Annotated in this window: 18 protein-coding genes and 1 pseudogene; 3 read left to right on the forward strand and 16 right to left on the reverse strand. The window is 61.1% G+C overall.

Going from position 1 to position 18,698, the window contains the following annotated elements; all coding sequences use genetic code 11:
- Nucleotides 1-52: 52 nt before the first annotated feature.
- The 6 genes from P0D84_RS16565 to P0D84_RS16590 all read right to left on the reverse strand — a co-directional run bounded on the left by P0D84_RS16565 (nucleotide 53) and on the right by P0D84_RS16590 (nucleotide 5,646).
- Nucleotides 53-973 (reverse strand): glycosyltransferase family 2 protein, encoded by a 921-nt coding sequence (locus P0D84_RS16565; RefSeq protein ID WP_408338067.1) that lies wholly within the window; start codon nucleotides 971-973, stop codon nucleotides 53-55.
- A 59-nt stretch (nucleotides 974-1,032) separates the two neighbouring features.
- Entirely contained in the window at nucleotides 1,033-1,926 is an 894-nt protein-coding gene (rfbD, locus tag P0D84_RS16570; RefSeq protein ID WP_408338069.1) for a dTDP-4-dehydrorhamnose reductase, read from the reverse strand.
- Nucleotides 1,927-1,935: 9 nt separating this feature from the next.
- Nucleotides 1,936-2,487 carry a dTDP-4-dehydrorhamnose 3,5-epimerase gene (gene rfbC / locus P0D84_RS16575; RefSeq protein WP_408338071.1) on the reverse strand — a complete coding sequence of 184 codons (552 nt, stop codon included), beginning with the start codon at nucleotides 2,485-2,487 and terminating at the stop codon, nucleotides 1,936-1,938.
- Nucleotides 2,472-3,365, reverse strand: a complete 894-nt coding sequence (gene rfbA, locus P0D84_RS16580) for a glucose-1-phosphate thymidylyltransferase RfbA (protein ID WP_408338073.1) — start codon at nucleotides 3,363-3,365, stop codon at nucleotides 2,472-2,474. The genes rfbC and rfbA overlap by 16 nt, the downstream gene beginning before the upstream one ends.
- Before the next feature lie 10 nt (nucleotides 3,366-3,375).
- Nucleotides 3,376-4,437 (reverse strand): dTDP-glucose 4,6-dehydratase, encoded by a 1,062-nt coding sequence (gene rfbB, locus P0D84_RS16585; RefSeq protein ID WP_408338075.1) that lies wholly within the window; start codon nucleotides 4,435-4,437, stop codon nucleotides 3,376-3,378.
- A 297-nt stretch (nucleotides 4,438-4,734) separates the two neighbouring features.
- On the reverse strand, nucleotides 4,735-5,646 hold the full coding sequence (locus P0D84_RS16590; RefSeq protein ID WP_408338077.1) for a GDP-mannose 4,6-dehydratase: 912 nt from the start codon (nucleotides 5,644-5,646) through the stop codon (nucleotides 4,735-4,737).
- Nucleotides 5,647-5,871: 225 nt separating this feature from the next.
- On the opposite strand from P0D84_RS16590, the gene P0D84_RS16595 reads away from it, so the two are divergent.
- Nucleotides 5,872-6,774: a symmetrical bis(5'-nucleosyl)-tetraphosphatase gene (locus P0D84_RS16595; protein WP_408338079.1), complete on the forward strand. Its 903-nt coding sequence runs from the start codon at nucleotides 5,872-5,874 to the stop codon at nucleotides 6,772-6,774.
- A 34-nt stretch (nucleotides 6,775-6,808) separates the two neighbouring features.
- Here the strand turns inward: P0D84_RS16595 and P0D84_RS16600 are convergent, their stop codons facing one another.
- The 9 genes from P0D84_RS16600 to P0D84_RS16640 form a co-directional block, all read right to left on the reverse strand.
- Complete coding sequence (locus P0D84_RS16600) at nucleotides 6,809-7,669, reverse strand: lysophospholipid acyltransferase family protein (RefSeq protein WP_408339864.1); 861 nt, start codon at nucleotides 7,667-7,669, stop codon at nucleotides 6,809-6,811.
- A 49-nt stretch (nucleotides 7,670-7,718) separates the two neighbouring features.
- Nucleotides 7,719-8,999: a dihydroorotase gene (locus tag P0D84_RS16605; protein WP_408338081.1), complete on the reverse strand. Its 1,281-nt coding sequence runs from the start codon at nucleotides 8,997-8,999 to the stop codon at nucleotides 7,719-7,721.
- A gap of 15 nt (nucleotides 9,000-9,014) precedes the next feature.
- The gene (locus P0D84_RS16610; protein WP_408338083.1) at nucleotides 9,015-10,040 is read right to left on the reverse strand and encodes an aspartate carbamoyltransferase catalytic subunit; all 1,026 of its coding nucleotides are present in this window, start codon (nucleotides 10,038-10,040) and stop codon (nucleotides 9,015-9,017) included.
- A gap of 37 nt (nucleotides 10,041-10,077) precedes the next feature.
- Entirely contained in the window at nucleotides 10,078-10,608 is a 531-nt protein-coding gene (pyrR, locus tag P0D84_RS16615) for a bifunctional pyr operon transcriptional regulator/uracil phosphoribosyltransferase PyrR (RefSeq protein WP_408338085.1), read from the reverse strand.
- Nucleotides 10,595-11,035 carry a Holliday junction resolvase RuvX gene (ruvX, locus tag P0D84_RS16620; protein ID WP_408338087.1) on the reverse strand — a complete coding sequence of 147 codons (441 nt, stop codon included), beginning with the start codon at nucleotides 11,033-11,035 and terminating at the stop codon, nucleotides 10,595-10,597. Before ruvX ends, pyrR begins: the two co-directional genes overlap by 14 nt.
- Nucleotides 11,032-11,610, reverse strand: a complete 579-nt coding sequence (locus P0D84_RS16625) for a YqgE/AlgH family protein (RefSeq protein ID WP_042327851.1) — start codon at nucleotides 11,608-11,610, stop codon at nucleotides 11,032-11,034. The genes ruvX and P0D84_RS16625 overlap by 4 nt, the downstream gene beginning before the upstream one ends.
- Nucleotides 11,611-11,871: 261 nt before the next feature.
- Entirely contained in the window at nucleotides 11,872-13,281 is a 1,410-nt protein-coding gene (locus P0D84_RS16630; RefSeq protein ID WP_408338090.1) for a FimL-related protein, read from the reverse strand.
- A 255-nt stretch (nucleotides 13,282-13,536) separates the two neighbouring features.
- Nucleotides 13,537-13,707, reverse strand: a complete 171-nt coding sequence (locus P0D84_RS16635; protein WP_006047743.1) for a rubredoxin — start codon at nucleotides 13,705-13,707, stop codon at nucleotides 13,537-13,539.
- A 107-nt stretch (nucleotides 13,708-13,814) separates the two neighbouring features.
- Entirely contained in the window at nucleotides 13,815-15,041 is a 1,227-nt protein-coding gene (locus P0D84_RS16640) for an RNA-guided endonuclease InsQ/TnpB family protein (protein ID WP_408338092.1), read from the reverse strand.
- Nucleotides 15,042-15,064: 23 nt separating this feature from the next.
- Between P0D84_RS16640 and tnpA the strand changes: the two are divergent.
- Nucleotides 15,065-15,445 (forward strand): annotated as a pseudogene (gene tnpA, locus P0D84_RS16645) (IS200/IS605 family transposase).
- 265 nt (nucleotides 15,446-15,710) lie between these two features.
- Nucleotides 15,711-16,571: a hydroxymethylpyrimidine/phosphomethylpyrimidine kinase gene (locus tag P0D84_RS16650; RefSeq protein WP_408338096.1), complete on the forward strand. Its 861-nt coding sequence runs from the start codon at nucleotides 15,711-15,713 to the stop codon at nucleotides 16,569-16,571.
- A 437-nt stretch (nucleotides 16,572-17,008) separates the two neighbouring features.
- Here the strand turns inward: P0D84_RS16650 and groL are convergent, their stop codons facing one another.
- Nucleotides 17,009-18,649 carry a chaperonin GroEL gene (gene groL / locus P0D84_RS16655; protein ID WP_106286119.1) on the reverse strand — a complete coding sequence of 547 codons (1,641 nt, stop codon included), beginning with the start codon at nucleotides 18,647-18,649 and terminating at the stop codon, nucleotides 17,009-17,011.
- Nucleotides 18,650-18,698 lie beyond the last annotated feature (49 nt).

Genomic DNA, 18,698 nt, shown 5'->3' on the forward strand with positions numbered 1-18,698 from the left:
TAAATTCTTGCGTTAAAAGAGAAACCACCAGTGAATGTCCATGCGCTCCGCGTCATGTTCGATCCAGCCGGCCCATGTGACCGGTCAGTCCGTGCCAGATGCCGATCAACGCCATTCGCAAATGGCTGAGACGCGGTTGCAGAAACAGTGCATAAATAGCCAGCCGAAATGGAAACTTCACTAGCTCAGTGGACTTCCAGGTCCACGGAATGTAGCTCCGTTTGATTAAGGCAACTGCATTTCGAAAAAGATAATAATGTCGCAGGGGGCTATGACTCGGGTATTGCCGACCGAACACCCGCACCGGTTCGCCACCTAGTTCATGCGCAAGCCGCAACCCAGGCGCGCCAAGCACCGCATATCCTTTAGAACGAGCCCTGACACACCATTCGAGGTCAACGAAATCGATAAATAGCGCATCATCCATCGGGCCAATGTCGCGCCACGCAGCTAGATTGATGCACGAGCCCGAACTGATCAGAAAATCAATTTCAAGCGGCTGGGTGCCGACGGGCGCGACCCGCTGCAGCTTCAGATAGCCAAAGCGAACAAACGGAGCTACGCCCCCAAGGCGCGCGTCCTCATAAGCAGGACCAATCAGCGCAACGCGTCCTCGCTGACGCTGCTCCTCTTTGAGCAACTGCGGCAACGCTTCTAACAGTTGTGTCGACGGCTCGCTATCCTGATCGAAAATAAGCGCACTGCTACAGCCTGCTTTCAGTAGCAACTCGACGCCCTGATTGATGCCCGTCGCGATCCCAAGGTTGGCCCCGTTGGCAACATAGACGATCCGGTCGTCGAGCCCGAGTTGTTCGGCACTCTGCACCCGCTCGGTATTGTCGACCACCACGCAGCGCCCGAAGTCGGCATAGCGATTGGCCCGACGCACGCACGCAGCATCGGACCGGTAGAACACGACGACAATTCCATTCGCCGCGTCGCCAGGCGAGGAGCCGAGATCACCCATACTCATGGTGTTGGATCACTTTCCAGAAATCGATTGGCAATGACCGCGCCATTCGCGGACGCCGGCTACGCACATCGGTTGGCCATGCATAGACGCAACGCGTCTTGCCAATCGGGCAAGTAGAGCCCAAATGTCTCCGTGAGCTTGCGATGAGACATCTGCGAATTCGCCGGGCGCTTTGCCGGAACGGGATAGTCGCTCGTGCCGATCGGTACGACCTTGGGTCCTTTTCCGTCCATTGCGATATCGAAAATCGCTTGCGCAAATCCGTGCCACGACGTCGCGCCAGCGGCCGTCAGATGATAGACGCCTGAACGTTCGCGCCACCAGTCGATATCATTCGCGCCAAGGCCCTGAGCGACGATGTGAGATGTCGACGTCGCGATGGTGTTCGACCAGGTCGGTGCGCCATTCTGATCGGCAACGACGCGCAATTCGGGTCGCTCGGCTCCGAGCTTCAGCATGGTAAGCAGGAAGTTCTTTCCTCGTGCTCCGTACACCCAGCTAGTGCGCAAGATCAGATGCGCGCAGCCGGATTCGGCGATACCTTGCTCTCCCGCAAGTTTGCTCGCGCCGTAGACGTTTTGGGGATTGGTCCCATCGTCCTCAACGTAGGCTTCGCTTTTGGTTCCGTCGAACACATAGTCCGTCGAATAGTGAACCAGCACTGCCCCGCTACGCTCCGCTTCCTCCGCGAGCACGCGAGGCGCTTCCGCATTGAGACGCATGGCGACATCTACGTCAGTTTCCGCCTTGTCCACCGCTGTGTACGCGGCCGGGTTGACGATGACGGAAGGTTTGAGCTCGCGCACCGTCGAGCGGATTTGCGAGAGGTCGGCCAGATCGAGCGCCGCACGATCGAGTGTCACGACCCGGCCGAGACCTTGAAGAGTACGCGCCAACTCGAAGCCAACTTGCCCGTTGACTCCGGTGACGAGGATGGTCGGCTGCTTGCTCATTGGGCGGCCTCAGGCAAACAGCTCGGATTCGCTCAAGCGCTTGCCCGCGGCATCCTTTGCCGCCAGCACCGGCGCGAAGTCAATCGGCCATTCGATGCCGATATCCGGATCGTTCCAGACGATACTGCGTTCGTGCGCCTGATACCAGTAGTCGGTTGTCTTGTACAGAAATTGCGCAGCGTCCGACAAAACGACAAAACCATGTGCAAAACCGGGTGGAACCCACAACTGCCGACTGTTCTCGGCTGACAGAATCACGCCAACCCACCTGCCGAAGTTCGGCGAGCTTTTGCGAATATCGACGGCAACGTCGAACACTTCACCTTCAACGACACGCACGAGCTTGCCCTGCGCATGCTCGATCTGATAATGCAGCCCGCGCAATACGCCCCGCATCGAACGCGAATGATTGTCCTGCACGAACTCAACACCCGTTTCGACGTTCTCGGCGAATTCGCGTGCGTTGAAACTCTCGTAGAAGAAGCCACGAGCATCGCCGAACACCTTGGGTTCGATGATCTTGACTTCGGGCAGCGACGTGGTGATTACCTGGATGGCCATGCAACTTGGTCCTTCGGGAGATTCAGCAAATATTGGCCGTACGCATTCTTCGCGAGCGGCGCAGCCAGTTGGAGCAATTGCTCATCGTCGATCCACTTACGCCGGAAAGCGATCTCTTCCGGACACGCCACCACCAACCCCTGCCGTTTCTGCAACGTAGCAATAAACGTCGCGGCTTCAATCAGAGAATCATGCGTGCCGGTATCGAGCCATGCATACCCGCGCCCCATGATCTCGACATCGAGCTTCTTTTGCTGGAGATAGCGCGAATTCACGTCGGTGATTTCAAGCTCACCACGCGCCGACGGCTTGATACCAGCCGCGATATCGCAAACGCTATTGTCGTAGAAGTACAGCCCCGTCACCGCGTAATTCGAGCGCGGCTTAGCAGGCTTCTCTTCAATCGACAGCGCGCGAAAGTCCTTGTCGAACTCGACAACGCCGTAGCGCTCCGGGTCGTGCACGTGATAGGCAAAAACGGTCGCGCCTTCGTCTTTCTCGTTAGCGCGTTCCAGTTGCTTCGCCAGATCGTGCCCGTAGAAGATGTTATCGCCAAGAATCAGCGCCGACGGATCATTGCCCACAAAATCGCGGCCAATGATGAACGCCTGAGCCAGCCCATCCGGAGACGGCTGAACCGCATACTGAATGTTCATACCCCACTGGCTGCCGTCGCCGAGCATCGTCTCGAAACGCGGCGTATCCTGCGGCGTGGAAATGATCAGTACGTCACGAATACCCGCCACCATCAGCGTGGACAGCGGATAGTAGATCATCGGTTTGTCGTAGACCGGCAGCAATTGCTTGGAGACGACATGCGTGATTGGATACAGGCGCGTGCCCGATCCACCCGCGAGAATAATGCCTTTGCGCGCCATTGTCGTGTCCTTACGCGCGCTGCGCGTAGTTGGTCTCAACCCACTTCCGATACTCGCCTGAAGCGACTTCGTCAGACCACGCCTGATTGTCCAGATACCACTGAACCGTCTTGGCGAGGCCTGTTTCGAACGTCTCAGCCGGCTTCCAGCCGAGCTCGCGCTCGAGCTTGCGGGCGTCGATCGCATAACGGCGGTCGTGGCCGGGACGATCCTTCACGTAGGTAATCTGGTCGCGGTACGAAGCGCCCGCCTTAGGACGCAATTGATCGAGCAGGTCGCACAGCGTGTGCACGACGTCGAGGTTCTTCTTTTCGTTCCAGCCGCCGATGTTATACGTCTCGCCCGGCGTGCCGCGCGCGAGCACTTCGCGGATCGCGCTGCAATGGTCGCCCACGTACAACCAGTCCCGCACGTTCTGACCGTCACCGTAAACCGGCAATGCCTTGCCCCCGAGCGCGTTGGCGATCATCAGCGGAATCAGCTTTTCAGGGAACTGATACGGACCGTAGTTGTTCGAGCAGTTCGTGGTGAGCACCGGCAGGCCATACGTGTGATGGTAGGCGCGCACCAGATGGTCCGAACCCGCCTTCGTAGCCGAGTATGGGCTATTCGGCGCATACGGCGTGGTTTCGGAGAATTGCGGATCGGTAGCGGACAGCGAGCCGAACACTTCGTCCGTCGAGACGTGCAGGAAGCGGAACGCCGTCTTGTCGGCCTCGCCGAGCGTATTCCAGTACTGACGGGTGGCTTCGAGCAGCGTGAACGTGCCGACCACATTGGTCTGCACGAAATCGGCCGGGCCATGGATCGAACGGTCGACGTGGCTTTCCGCGGCGAAGTGCAGCACGGCGCGCGGCTTGTGCTCGGCAAAGAGCGCGTCCATCGCGGCACGATCGCAGATATCGGCTCGCACGAAGACGTGCTTGGGGTTAGCCTGTTGCGACTTGAGCGTACCCAGATTGCCGGCGTACGTTAGCTTGTCGACGTTCAGAACCGCTTCGTCCGAGGCGTTGAGCCAGTCGAGCACGAAATTGGCGCCGATAAAGCCGGCACCGCCCGTTACCAGGATCATGAAATTCCTTCTAGATGTTGGTGGCAGATCGAAGTCGGTTCGCCGATCCACGCGCCTCGCGTTGTGGCTTTCGTTTCTTGTCAGCGCCCGCCGCCGCCTCTCATACGGCAGGCAGGCACTCAAACGCCAATCTTATGAAGCCCCGATTATAAAGCCGCCAGAGGCAAAAACTAGAACCCTAACAACTTGAAACAGCTTGACAAGTTTGGTTTCCAATGGCCAACAGGGGATTATTTGGCGGGACGTTTGATGCCAAAAATGGCGGTATCCAGTCGAAAATACCGATAATTGCGCGATTTAAGCCGCCAACATCCAGCGCAGCGTATCCATAAACGGAATCCACTCAACCTTTGGCACCAACGAGCGCAGCTTGGCCGGCGACCCAGCGAGCATCTTCACATCGGTTTGACGGACGAAAGCCGGATTAATCTGGATCTCGAGCTCATGCCCGGTCATATCGCTCGCCGCGGACAGAATCTCCCGCAGCGTAAACGGCGTGCCAGTACACACATTAACCGTCTCCGCAGCAGCCTCAGAGTCGAGCAAAGCCTCATAAGCATCCGCCACGTAGCGCACGTCCGAGAAATCACGCGCCACGTCGATATTACCGAGCTCGATCGCCGGTTCGCGCCGCGCGAAATGCTCAACGATCTTCGGCACCAGAAAGTTCGATGTCTGCCCACGGCCCGTGTAGTTGAACGGCCGCACGATCAGGATGGGCAGCCGGTCGAACCAGGTCCGCACCATCGTTTCCATCGCCGCCTTGCTGGCGGCATAGTGATTGACGGGCGTGACGGGGAAAGTTTCGTCGATAGCGTCGCTGGTGACATTGCCGTAGACGTTCGCGCTGCTCGCGATCAACAGCTTGCGGGGCGTATGGCCAACGGCCGCACAGGCCTCAAGCAGGTTCAGCGTGCCGATCACGTTGACGCGATAAAAATCGAGCGGATCGTTATGGCCCACAAAGCTGATTGCGGCGAGATGCACAATGTAGTCGGGCCGCGCGGTTTCGATGACGCGCCGGCATGCGTCAGGCGACGTAATGTCGAGCCTGAGGCGCGTCGGCGTTTCAGGCTCGTTGCGCCCGGCCACCGTTTCGATCACGGTATGGCCGCGGCCGAACAGATTGTCGACCAGATAGCGGCCAGTAAAGCCACTCGCCCCGGTGACGAGCGTGCGGATAGGTTGCTTCGCATGAGAAGACGACATGCTTTCTCCGTTCACGAGGGTCATTCTGTTGTATTGCAATATCGGCACGCGCTTTGCGACGTGTCTGTGATGCGCTTGGGAACGCCGGTTTCTGGCGGCTTCTGTCGTCGCATACCGCGATATTCGTGCTACAAAAGGGCTATTATGTCACGCTAACTTGCTGCACCGCCCAACGCGGCACGCCTTGTTCGTAACCGCATGTATCGAACTGCACCGACTCACTTGATGACATCTTCCACCGTCTCCACCGCGGCTCCCGCTACCGCTTCCGCTGCGCTTCCACAGCCGCATCCCGCTCCGCTTGCCTTCGGCGACCTGCAAGGCTGCCACACACAGTTCAAGCAGTTGCTGGCCAAAGCAGCACCTCCCGAAGGCACGCCGCTGTGGTTCGCGGGCGACCTGATCAACCGTGGCTCCGAATCGCTCGCCACACTGCGCGACATCATCGCGCTGGGAGACCGCGCGGTGCCGGTGCTGGGTAATCACGATCTGCATCTGCTGTCGGTGTCGGCGGGAATTCGCAAGTCGAAAAAAGGCGACACGATCGACGACATTCTCGCCGCGCCGGATGCCGCCGACCTGCTCGAATGGGTCCGCCACCGTCCGCTCGCGCATTTCGACAACGGCATGCTGATGGTGCATGCGGGCGTATTGCCGCAATGGGATGCCACCCTGACGATGGAACTCGCCGACGAACTGCAGCGGGCGCTACGCGCACCGAACTGGAAGGAAACGCTTGCAGGACTCTACGGCAATGAGCCGAATTGCTGGACGCCCGGCATCAAGGGCATCGAGCGGCTGCGTCTGACGTGCAGCGCATTGACGCGCATCCGCTTCTGCAATGCCGAAGGTGCAATGGATTTCAGCACCAGCGGCGGCCTGAATTCCGCGCCGCCGGGCAGCATGCCGTGGTTCGACGTGCCGTCGCGCAAGACCGCGGACGTCACCGTGGTGTTCGGCCATTGGGCCGCGCTCGGTTTGACCTTGCGCGATAACCTGATTGGTCTGGATTCCGGCTGCGTGTGGGGAGAAAAACTATCGGCCGTCAGGCTTGCGCAAGATCCCGCTGAGCGCACGCTCACACAGGTCGACTGCGAGGCTTGCGGGACGCCAGGTAGCGGCAACTGAGCCGCTTCGCCAGGCCCTTCGCCCAGGTCCGTCGCTAAGCCGACCGGCCGGAGTGATCAACCGGTTCGATCAGCGCTGGCGAGGGCTTGGAAACATCAGAGGAATCGAACGCGTTGCGCGATGCGATCGATTCCGTGATCGCTGCACCGGACCGCGTCCTGCCCGCCTGCAGCTCCCGTAACGCCGCTGCAATCACCCCTTCCGCCTCCGCCGCCAGCGTGCGCCGATTCGCGCCCGGCGCAAGCGGCGCGCCGACGTACACATGCGCGGTCAACGGCCCACCGCTTAACAGCGTGTTCAGCGAATCAGCCAGCGTCAGATCGTCGATATACGCAGGCGCGGTAGATTGTCGGCCCTGCGCATCTTCATACATGATGCAAAGCGGCTGCACCGGCGCCGACGCCGACACGGCGGCCTGGAGCATATTCGCGTGAAACGGCAGCAGCGCCAGACCGTTCGACGTCGTCCCTTCAGGAAACACGCACATCAGCTCACCCGCGTTCAGGCGGCTGGACAGCTCCTGCATGATCCGCTTCGCATCGCTGCGCTTCTCGCGCTGGATAAACACCGTGCCCAGTTGCTGCGCCAGCCAGCCGACTATCGGCCAATGCCGGATCTCGGCCTTCGAGACGAACGGCGTAGGCCGCCACGCGTTGATCACGTAGATGTCGATCCACGAGATGTGATTGGCGACCACCAGCGCGCCGCGATCGAGCCGCACGCTGTCGTTATGCACGACGAGTTGCATGCCGCATAGACGCAGCATTTTCAGCGACCATTCGCGGTTGAGCGTCTGCCGCCCCTCCGCGCCGACCTTGGAAAAGCGCGTCGCAACGATCCACATGCCATGCAGCAGATGGGCGACGAGACGGGCCTTGCGTAACGCGAGCTTCATCATCAGAGCTTTCCGTAACTGGACAGTGCCGCCAATATTAGCGCTGTTATTAGCGCTGTTCGAACGCAACGTTACCGGACACGATGGTCGCTCGCACACGCACCGGCAGTTCATAGCCGAGGAACGGCGTGTTGTGTCCCTGGCTCTTCAAAGCACGCGGCTCGACGCGCCAATACGCGTTGCGGTCGAACACGCAGAGATCGGCGACGGCGCCCACGGCGATTCGTCCGGCCGCTTCCAGTTTCAGCACGTCGGCCGGCGCCGTGGTGATGCGGTTCAGCGCCTTGGCCAACGGCACGCGCGCCTCGTCGGCCCATTTGACTGTTAGCGACAGGAACAGCTCGAGACCCGTTGCACCCGGCGTGGCTTCGGCGAACGGCAGGAGCTTTTCGTCGTCGTCCACTGGGGTGTGGTCGGAACAGATCGCGTCGATCGTACCGTCGACGAGACCCGCGCGGATCGCTTCGCGATCGCGCTGCTGGCGCAACGGCGGATCGAGCCGGAATTGCGCGTCGAAGTAGCCGATGTCGAGGTCGATCAGATGCACATGGTTCACGGTAACGTCGCACGACACCGGCAAACCCTCGGCCTTGGCCGCGCGCATCAACTCGATGCCCGCCGCCGACGAAATGTGCGACAGATGCACTCGTGCACCCGTCGCGCGGACCAGTTCGAAGATCGTATGCAGCGCGATCGTCTCGGCCGACACTGGCACGCCCGAAAGCCCAAGCCGCGACGCCAGCGCGCCGCTCGCGGCCACGCCGCCCTTGCCGAGATACGCATCGACGGGGCGCAGCCACACGGTGTAGCCATAGGTATTCGCGTATTGCAACGCACGCATCAAGACCTGCGTGTCGACCACCGGCACATCGGCCTGCGAAAAGCCGATGCAACCCGCCTCCGTCAGCTCGACCATCTCGGTGATGACCTGGCCTTTCAGACCGACGGTCAACGCGCCGAGCGGATACACATGCGCCTGGTCCAGATTGCGTGCGCGGAATTTGAGCATCTCGACGAGGCCCGGTTCATCGAGCGTCGGATCGGTGTCCGGCGGACATACGAGACTCGTCACGCCGCCCGCGAGCGCCGCGGCCATTTCTGATTCGAGCGTCGCCTTGTGTTCGTAGCCCGGCTCGCGCAAGCGCACGGACAGGTCGACCAGGCCCGGCGCGATATGTAGGCCTTTAGCGTCGATCGTCTTCGCTGCGTTGAAATCAGCAGGCGCGTTGCCGATGGCGACGATCTTGCCCGCGTCGATAAAAATGTCCTGCTGCTGTTCGGTGCCCGCTGCCGGATCGATCAGCGTGCCGCCTTGAATATGAATCGTCATGTGCTGTCTTAGTGTTTAATCGTGATTGCCCGCGACGATCCCCATCACCGCCATGCGCACCGCGATACCGAACGTCACCTGATTCAGAATCACCGATTGCGGACCGTCGGCCACCTGCGAATCGATTTCGACGCCGCGGTTCATCGGACCCGGATGCATCACAATCGCGTCGGGTTTGGCGAGCGCAAGGCGCTCCGGCGTCAAACCCCAGCTCTTGAAATACTCCTGCGCCGACGGCAGCAACGCGCCGCTCATCCGCTCGTTCTGCAAACGCAGCATGATGATCACGTCGACGTCTTTCAGGCCTTCGTCGAGATTATGGAAGACACGTACGCCCATTTGCTCGAGACCGCCCGGCAACAGCGTGCGCGGACCGATCGCGCGCACTTCCGGCACACCGAGCGTGGTCAACGCGTGAATGTCCGAACGCGCGACCCGCGAATGCAGAATGTCGCCGACGATCGCCACGCGCAGATTCGTGAAATCCTTCTTGTAGTGGCGGATCGTGTACATGTCGAGCAGACCCTGGGTCGGGTGTGCATGACGGCCGTCGCCGGCATTGATCACGTGCACATGGGGCGCACAATGCTGGGCGATCAGATACGGCGCGCCACTCGATGCATGGCGCACGACAAACATATCGGCATGCATCGCCGAGAGATTGTTGATCGTGTCGAGTAGCGACTCGCCCTTGCTCGTCGACGACGCATTGATGTTCAGATTCAGCACGTCCGCCGACAAACGCGTCGCGGCGATCTCGAAGGTCGTGCGAGTGCGTGTCGAGTTCTCGAAGAACAGGTTGAACACCGACTTGCCGCGCAACAGCGGCACCTTCTTCACTTCGCGATCGGTCACACTGACGAATTGATCAGCGGTATCGAGAATGTGATTGACGATCGCCTTAGGCAAGCCCTCGATCGACAACAGATGTTTGAGCTCGCCGTTTTTCGTGAGCTGCGGATTGCCCTTCAGGAAGCCATAACGGAAGCGCTCAGTGGCGCTATCGGCAGAATCCTGGGAGGACTGGGTGGCGGTGTTCATGGTGTACCTGCTTCTTGCTTGATGCGCAAAGCCGCGTTCAATCGACGCGTGCTTCGGTATGAAAAGTGAAACGCTGATTGCCTTCGACGCCGCATTCTTCGCGGGCGAGCACGAGCGTCGCGTCGGCCGGCACATCCACCACGCCGCCAACGAAGCGCGCCGCCACCGGCAGCTCGCGGCCACCGCGATCGGCGAGCACGGCCAATTCCACCGACGCCGGACGGCCGTAGTCGTACAGCTCATTCAACGCCGCGCGAATCGTACGGCCGGTGTACAGCACATCGTCCAGCAACACGATGCGGCGCTGGTCCACGGAGAACGGCAGCGAGGTCGGGCTCGCATGCGCGTGCAGGCCTTTTTTCGCGTAATCGTCGCGATGCAGCGCGACATTCACCACGCCGAAGCTCGGCGCCTTCAGATCGCGGGCGAGGCGCTCGGCGAGCCACGCGCCGCCGCTGTAAATGCCGGCCAGCACGGGGCCATCGGCAGCGCTGAACGCGTCGCCGTAAGCCGCGCGAATCTGTTCGAGCACGGCGCGATAGAGCGCTTCGGCGTCAATGAAACTCATGATCGTCGGAAAGTCCGTCTAGATATTGCTGAAGGATGATGCTGGCTGCTTCGGCGTCGAGCATGTCGGCGCGGCCGTTGCCGGCGCGGATTTCCGCCTTCGCCTCGACCGACGAATAGCGCTCGTCGATCCACGTCACCGGCAGATTGAAGCGGCCGTTCAGCTGATTGCCGAAGCGCTTCGCGAGTTGAGTCATTTCGTGCGGCGTGCCGTCCGGATGCAGTGGCAAGCCGACCACCAGCACGTTCGGCTTCCACTCGGCGATCAGCTTGCCGACCGCCTCGAAACGGTATTCGCGGCTGCGGTTCTGCACGATCACGAGCGGCCGCGCGCTGCGCGTGAGCGAATTGCCCACCGCCACGCCGATCCGCTTTTCACCATAGTCGAACGCAAGCAGCGTCGCCTCACGTCCGGCCAGCAGACTCATGCGTGACCTGCCTCGCCCGACAGCATCGACAGCGAAATGCCGAGCAGCGCGAGCGCGGCTTCCAGGCGCTCCTCGGCGGGCACGTCGAAAACGATTTTCGGGTCGGCTTCAACCGTGAGCCAACCATTCTTCGAAATCTCTTCTTCGAGCTGACCCGCGCCCCAGCCGGCATGGCCGAGCGTAAGCAGGAAGCGCTCCGGACCTGTGCCGCTCGCGACGGCTTCGAGCACGTCTTTCGAGGTGGTCATCTCGAGCCCACCCGGCACTGACATTGACGACGTATAGGCATTGCCGTCTTTCGGATCGTGCAGCACGAAGCCGCGCTCGGTTTGCACCGGGCCGCCGAAATACACGGGCACATGGAGAAGGGGTTCGATCTCGAGCTTGAGATCGATGCGACTGAAGAGCGCTTCGAGGTCGATATCGGTCGGCCGGTTGATCACGAGGCCGAGCGCGCCGCGCTCACTGTGATCGCAAAGGTAGACCACCGTTCCTGAAAACGTGGGATCGGCCATGTTCGGCATGGCGATCAGGAACTGGTTGGTCAGATTGATGCGATCGGTACTCTTGGACATAGTTCGGATTTTAGCAAAGACGATGCAGGATGGCGGGCTTTGAGCGCGGGGACCGCGATGTTCGCGATGAAGTGCGCCGCGAGCCATCGACGGCGAATCAAGTTCCACTCTATCACGCACGCAGGCCTTGGCCACGGTGCCGGTTAGGGTGTTTTACAACCCGCATATCGCGTGCCTCCGGCTTCGAACCTTGCTCCTCGCCCTGCCGGCTGAGGAGGCTTATCGGGCGCACGGCGCCTGCAGCCAATCCCGCACGGGAGATCAGGGGCCGCCCTGTTCGATCGAACGCGTCAATGCGGCCAGCGCCGCGGCGCTCCCGGCCGGCGCGACGCCCGCAGCCACTTTGTGCAACATCGCGCGCAAGGCTTGCGCCGCCTGCTCAAGCGTGCTCGCTGCCGGTGCGCCGACGATGACGTGGGAACGCACCGCCGGCGTCGATACGCCGGCGTGCGCGCGGCGGCGCCACGCCAGCCCGAGCGCATCGGCGACCAGGGCCACGTGACCGAGGCCCAGCGCGCAGGCGGCGGTGCCGAGCCGGTAGGCCGCGTCGCCCGCCTGCAGCGCTTGGCTCGGATCCGCTTTCTCGGGCTGATCGGCCGCGCGGGCATGGTCGGTCAGCGCCGAAATCGAGGCATCCGCGGTTTGCAGGAAATCCTCATAGGCGTGCGCGTTGACTGTCAACACGCCCAGGTCGCGCGTCAAGCTGGTGCGGGTCGCGCTGATCGCTTGCGCCTCCACCGCGCCGGCTTCCCAAAGCATTTCCGATGCCTGGGTGCCCGCGACGTGCCAATCGACCGTCAAACCATAGTCGTGCAGCACCTCGACCTGATCGGCATCTTCCGCCGCGGCGCCGAACAACGCGTAGTCGCGCCACAGCAGCGCCAGCGTTGCGCGCACCAGCGAACGCGGCGCGCGCTCGATGCCGCGCGCGTGATCCGCCAGCGTGAGATTGCAGCGCGCATAAAAACGCCGCGCGTCGGCTTCTCCGGTGGCGCGGCCGCCGACTCGCAGCGCCTTGGCGCAGGCTTTGGCGAGGCGCCAGAAATCGTAGGGGTCTGGGCCGGAGAGTTCGGTGAGAACAGCGTCCAACTCATCCAGCGCGGCGTTCGTGAAAGCGAGCGCGGCGCCGCTGCTATCGGGCTGCGAGCGCAACACCGGCAACAGCGCGCGTTCATAACGGGCCCGCAAATGGGCCAGTCGATCCGCGGATTGGGCATGCAGCGACACCGGAGGCACCGGGCGAGCATTGAGTGCGAGATCTTCGAAAGCGACGGTCGAGCCGGGCGTGTGCTCCGACAGATGGGTACAGAGCGCGCGATAGTGATTGAACAGCGTGGGCGAGCAGGACAACTCACGCAGATTGTGGCGCTCGAGCGCCGCGCGGAAATCAAGCAATGCCGCGCCGAACACGGGCCGGGCGCTACCCGCGTCAACCGGATCGCCCTCGGCCAACGGCGACAGCCGCACCAGCGCGTCCGCAAAGCGCTGCGCGCTCAGCCAGCCAGCCTCGCGCAATGCGTGCGACGCACGCAGCAGCGCCGAGGTGCTCTCGCTGTGCTGCTCGAACGCTAACAGCGCCTCGGCCAGCGCCAACTCCGCGGGACGGACGGCGCCGCCGCGCGGATTCGGCAAGGCATCGAAGGAATCGGGTGCAGTGGATCGAAGAGTCATGGGCAGGCGACAGGAAGCTGACGGGCCGCCGCTCAAGGACGCACGAGAGACTGATCGGCTAACGCGCGAACTAGCGACAGGACAATGACAGACTACCGCTGCGACACGGCACAACCTGGACGTTCCGCGTCGATGCGGTGGGGCTGCGTTCCGAGCGCATGCAGCGTTCGATCTGGCGGACGCCGCCTGCGAAATGCCGCGCTGCAGGCACCCGGCATGACGACCGGCCGGCGCACGCCCGCTGCCTCAGCAACCTCAGATCTGGACCATCTCGAAGTCTTCCTTGCGCGCGCCACATTCCGGGCAGGTCCAGTTAATGGGAACGTCCTCCCAGCGGGTGCCCGGCGCAATCCCTTCGTCCGGCAAACCGGCTTCTTCGTCGTAAATCCAGCCGCAAATCAGGCACATCCAGCTTTGATATTCCATTCTTGTGTCGCGTCGTAGAGTCCGTGGGAGCGGGAGCCACGATGGTACCGTGTTGCCGCCCCAATGCCTAGCATTGACATCCTCTCCGCCATGAACGACGGGGATTCCTACGGCGCGCAGGCGATTTCTACCTGAGTCGCTTCGGCGGGTTCCTGCTTCACGGAGCGGCCTAACTGCGCCGTCTCTCCACAGGCTAACAAGCGCTGTCCGCGCTCTAAAACGTTGATCGCGCCGACCACGTCGGCGTGATTCTCATATCCACATGACATGCACGCAAACCGTGATTGCGTCTGGCGGTTGTCCTTTGAGACATGGTTGCAGCGGAGGCAGGCCCGACTCGTGTTCTGCGGCGGCACGGCGATGAGGTAGCCGCCATTCCACGCCAGCTTGTAATCCAGCTGGCGGCGAAACTCGAACCATCCCTGATCGAGAATGGCCTTGTTCAGGCCAGACTTGGCCCGAACGTGTCTGCCCGGCCGTTCGGTGCTGCCTGCTGCCGATGTGGACATGTTCCGAACCTGCAGGTCCTCGACACAAACCATCGCGTGGTTTTGGCTGATTGTGGTCGTGGTCTTATGCAGGTAGTCGCGACGGGCGTTACCGATGCGGGCATGAATGCGCTGGACGCGGGCTCTTGCTTTCTTCCAGTTTTTGCCAAACTTTGCCTTGCGGCTCATGGCCCGCTGGGCTTTACGAAGCCGTGCCTCGTGCCGCCTGAAGGTGTTGAGTGGGGCGTAGAACGTGCCGCTGCTTAGGGTCGCGAAGCGGGCGATGCCCATGTCGATGCCGACCATGCCTGCCGCCTGCGGCACAGGTTGCCCAACCTCGCGCTCGGTCTGGATCGACACAAACCACTTGCCGCATGACTGGCTGACGGTAACATTCTTCGCCGTGCCCAGCGCGTCGCGACTATTGCGATAGCGTAGCCAGCCGAGTTTGGGCAGAAAAATGCGGCTATTCGCTTGGTCGATCCTGAATTGCTTGGGATCGGGATAACGGAAACTGTCTGACCGCCCCTTCTTCCTGAAGCGCGGGAAACCTGCGCGCTTGGCGAAGAAGTTCTTGTAGGCGCGCTCGAGGTCTTTTAAGGCATGTTGCAATGGATGAGTCGGAGCGTCCTTGAGCCACAGCGTGTCAGCACCATTGCGCCATGCCGTCAGTTGCTTCGCCATCTCGACATAGCTGATGAATTTTCTGCCTGCTTCGTAGTTCTCCTTTTGCAACATCAGCGCCTTGTTAAACACGAACCGGCATGAGCCCGCGAAGCCGCGCATATCACGCGCCTGCGCGGTAGTGGGCATGAGTTCGTATTTGTAGGCTTGGAGTCGGTTCATAGCCAAGACTATATTACTGGTCTCTGAGTACTGGCAACGACGTTCAGCACGGCAGACATTCAGTTTTATGACGCAGGTGTATTTGGTCTTCGTGACCAAATACGAGGATGGCGTCTTCACCAATGAGATTCTTGATGACACGCGCGACGTTTTTGGCAACGTATGCGACTTCGAAGCCGAACTGGTCGAGTTCGACGGCGAGAGCGACCACCTGCACCTGTTGATGATCTATTCACCGAAATTGGATGTGTCAGCGCTGCCGCAAAGCCTGAAAGGAGCGTCCAGTGGGATGATCCGAAAAAGCTCTCGGGCGGTGCATTATGTTATGGTTTCCGAGCTACTCTGCGGGTCGTTGTAACGGTGCGCACATTGTCATCTTGCGTCAGCAGCAGACGCCGCCCTGATAGGCGCGAGGACGGTTGCGAAGTCCGCACTATGCTTACCCGGTCTGAAGACCAAGATTTGCCGCGCACTGGATCAGAGACCGCCAAACGCAGGACGCGACGACCCCGGAGTATGCGGATCGCGTCAATCCGTATCCTGTTGCGACTCAATGGCGCCCTCGACCCCGAAGACCAGGAAAAACCGCCTTCATAATGGTTTAGGCCGCATAATTGAGCCAATTGCGCACCCTCCGCGCCTAAATACAGCTCCTTTTTGTAAATTTTCATGCCCAGCGACACGCCTCCGATCGTCCTCACCTTCGGCCTTTCCGATCCCACCGGTGGCTCCGGCCTGCAAGCCGACCTGTTGACCCTCGCCAGCATGGGCTGCCATGGCGTCTCCGTGCTTACGGGCTATACCGTGCGCGACTCGGCAAGCTGCGACGAAGTCACCGGGCTCGACCCTGAAGTAGTCGCAACCCAGGCTCGGATGCTGCTCGAAGATATGCCGATCGCCGCATTCAAGGTCGGCGCATGCACCCGCGCGGAAGTAGTGAGCGCGATTGCGGAGGTAGTCGCCGATTACGACGACATTCCGCTGATCCTCGCCCCCGATTTCACGCTCGACGACGAACACGTGCTCGCCGCCGACGAACTGCGTGAAGCGATCGCCGACCTGCTGGCGCCGCAAACCACCTTGCTGGTCGCCGATTCGGCCACGCTGCTCGCGCTCGCCCAGCCGGACGGCGACGCCGAAACGCCGAGCCTCGACGCGGCGATCTCGCATCTGCTGTCGCAAGGCTGCGAATACATTCTGTCGACGGAAACCGGCACGCACCGGCTCGTCAATACGCTGTTTAGCGAAGACGGCCAGCTGCGTCAGGATATGTGGGACCGCGGCAGCCATCGGATCATGGGCATCACGGATACGCTCGGCGCCGCAATTGCGGCGTTGCTGGCGAATGGTCAGGAGCCGGCGGAAGCCGTGCGCGAAGCGCAGGAGTATCTGTATCAGGCGGTGCGCAACGCGTTCCGGCCCGGAATGGGCGCCTATATGCCGGACCGCTTCTTCTGGGCCCGCAGCAGCGATGATGAAACGCCACCGGCAGCCGGCAAAGACGCGGCGCCGGGCGAAGCCCGGCATTGAGAATTGACGCGCGAGGCAATTGACGCGTGAGGCGTTTGCTGTGTGAGCGGCGGGCGCCTGGCTGGCGCTGATGCATGTGTGATCGCCAAGTGCCCGGCAGGCGCTGATGCATGAGCGATCGCCAGATGCCCGGCAGGCGCTGATGCGTGCGCGATCGCCAGGTGCCTGGCAGGCGGCTGATGCATGAGCGATCGCCAGATGCCCAGCAAACGCTGATGCATGCGTGATCGCCAGATGCCCAAGCAAGCGCTGATGCATGCGTGATCGCCAGGTGCCCGGCAAGCGCCTGCGCTTCAGTCGCGGCCAGCGGCGCCCATAAACGCCGCCCATAAAAAAACCCGCATTTCTGCGGGTTTTTTCTTTTGGGAAGCACGCCTCGCGGCGCACCTCCCCATGTGTTTCGAGCTGGACCTCTAATAAAAGAGGCCCAACCGAAATTACATGTCCATGCCCATGCCGCCCATGCCGCCGGGCATACCGCCGCCCATCGGAGCATCTTCCTTCGGCAGTTCGCAAACAGCTGCGTCGGTGGTCAACAGCAGGCCAGCGACCGAAGCTGCGTTTTGCAGCGCCGTGCGCGTCACCTTCGTCGGGTCCACGACACCAGCGTCAACCAGGTCGACGTACTCGCCCGTTGCTGCGTTGTAGCCGTAGTTGCCTTGGCCAGCAGCAACAGCTGCCACCACGACGCTGGCTTCTTCGCCACCGTTCGTGACGATCTGGCGCAGCGGCTCTTCCATCGCGCGCAGCACGATCTTGATACCTGCGTCCTGATCGGCGTTAGCGCCCTTCAGACCAGCGATTGCCGTACGTGCACGGATCAGTGCGACGCCGCCGCCAGCCACGATGCCTTCTTCCACAGCTGCGCGCGTTGCGTGCAGTGCGTCTTCGACACGTGCCTTCTTTTCCTTCATTTCGACTTCGGTCGCAGCACCGACCTTGATCACTGCAACACCGCCGGCCAGCTTGGCCACGCGCTCTTGCAGCTTTTCACGGTCGTAGTCCGACGTAGCTTCTTCGATTTGCGTGCGAACTTGCTTCACACGTGCTTCGATGGTTGCAGCTTCGCCAGCGCCGTCGATGATCGTCGTGTTTTCCTTGCCCACTTCGATACGCTTCGCTTGACCCAGTTCGGCCAGCGTTGCCTTTTCGAGCGTCAGGCCGGTTTCTTCAGCGATGACTTGACCGCCGGTCAGGATCGCGATGTCTTCCAGCATGGCCTTACGACGATCGCCGAAGCCCGGAGCCTTGACAGCAACGGTCTTCAGGATGCCGCGGATGTTGTTCACAACCAGCGTAGCCAGCGCTTCGCCTTCGACGTCTTCTGCGATGATCAGCAGCGGACGGCCAGCCTTAGCGACTTGTTCCAGTACCGGCAGCAGATCACGGATGTTCGAAACCTTCTTGTCGTGCAGCAGCACGAACGGGTTTTCGAGCACAGCAACTTGCTTGTCCGGGTTGTTGATGAAGTACGGCGACAGGTAGCCGCGGTCGAATTGCATACCTTCGACAACGTCCAGCTCGTCTTGCAGCGACTTGCCGTCTTCAACGGTGATGACGCCTTCCTTGCCGACCTTGTCCATCGCTTCAGCGATACGATCGCCGATCGACGAATCGCTGTTTGCCGAAATCGCGCCGACTTGAGCGATTTCCTTGTTGGTCGTGCACGGCTTGCTGATCTTGCGCAGTTCTTCGATCGCGGCCGTCACAGCCTTGTCGATACCGCGCTTCAGGTCCATCGGGTTCATGCCCGATGCAACGTACTTCATGCCTTCGCGGACGATCGACTGAGCCAGAACCGTTGCGGTCGTGGTGCCGTCACCTGCGTTGTCGCTGGTCTTGGAAGCAACTTCCTTGACCATTTGTGCGCCCATGTTCTGGAGTTTGTCTTTCAGTTCGATCTCTTTCGCGACCGAAACACCATCCTTCGTGACCGTCGGGCCGCCGAAGCTGCGTTCCAGGACAACGTTGCGACCCTTCGGGCCCAGCGTGACCTTCACAGCGTTCGCGAGGATGTTCACGCCTTCAACCATCTTGGCACGGGCGGAATCACCGAATACGACGTCTTTAGCTGCCATCTTCTAACTCCTTGAATTCTCTGGGATATGACCGGGAAAAGTAGCGACT

The sequence above is a fragment of the Paraburkholderia sp. RL17-337-BIB-A genome (assembly GCF_046025895.1).
Lineage (GTDB): Bacteria > Pseudomonadota > Gammaproteobacteria > Burkholderiales > Burkholderiaceae > Paraburkholderia > Paraburkholderia fungorum_C.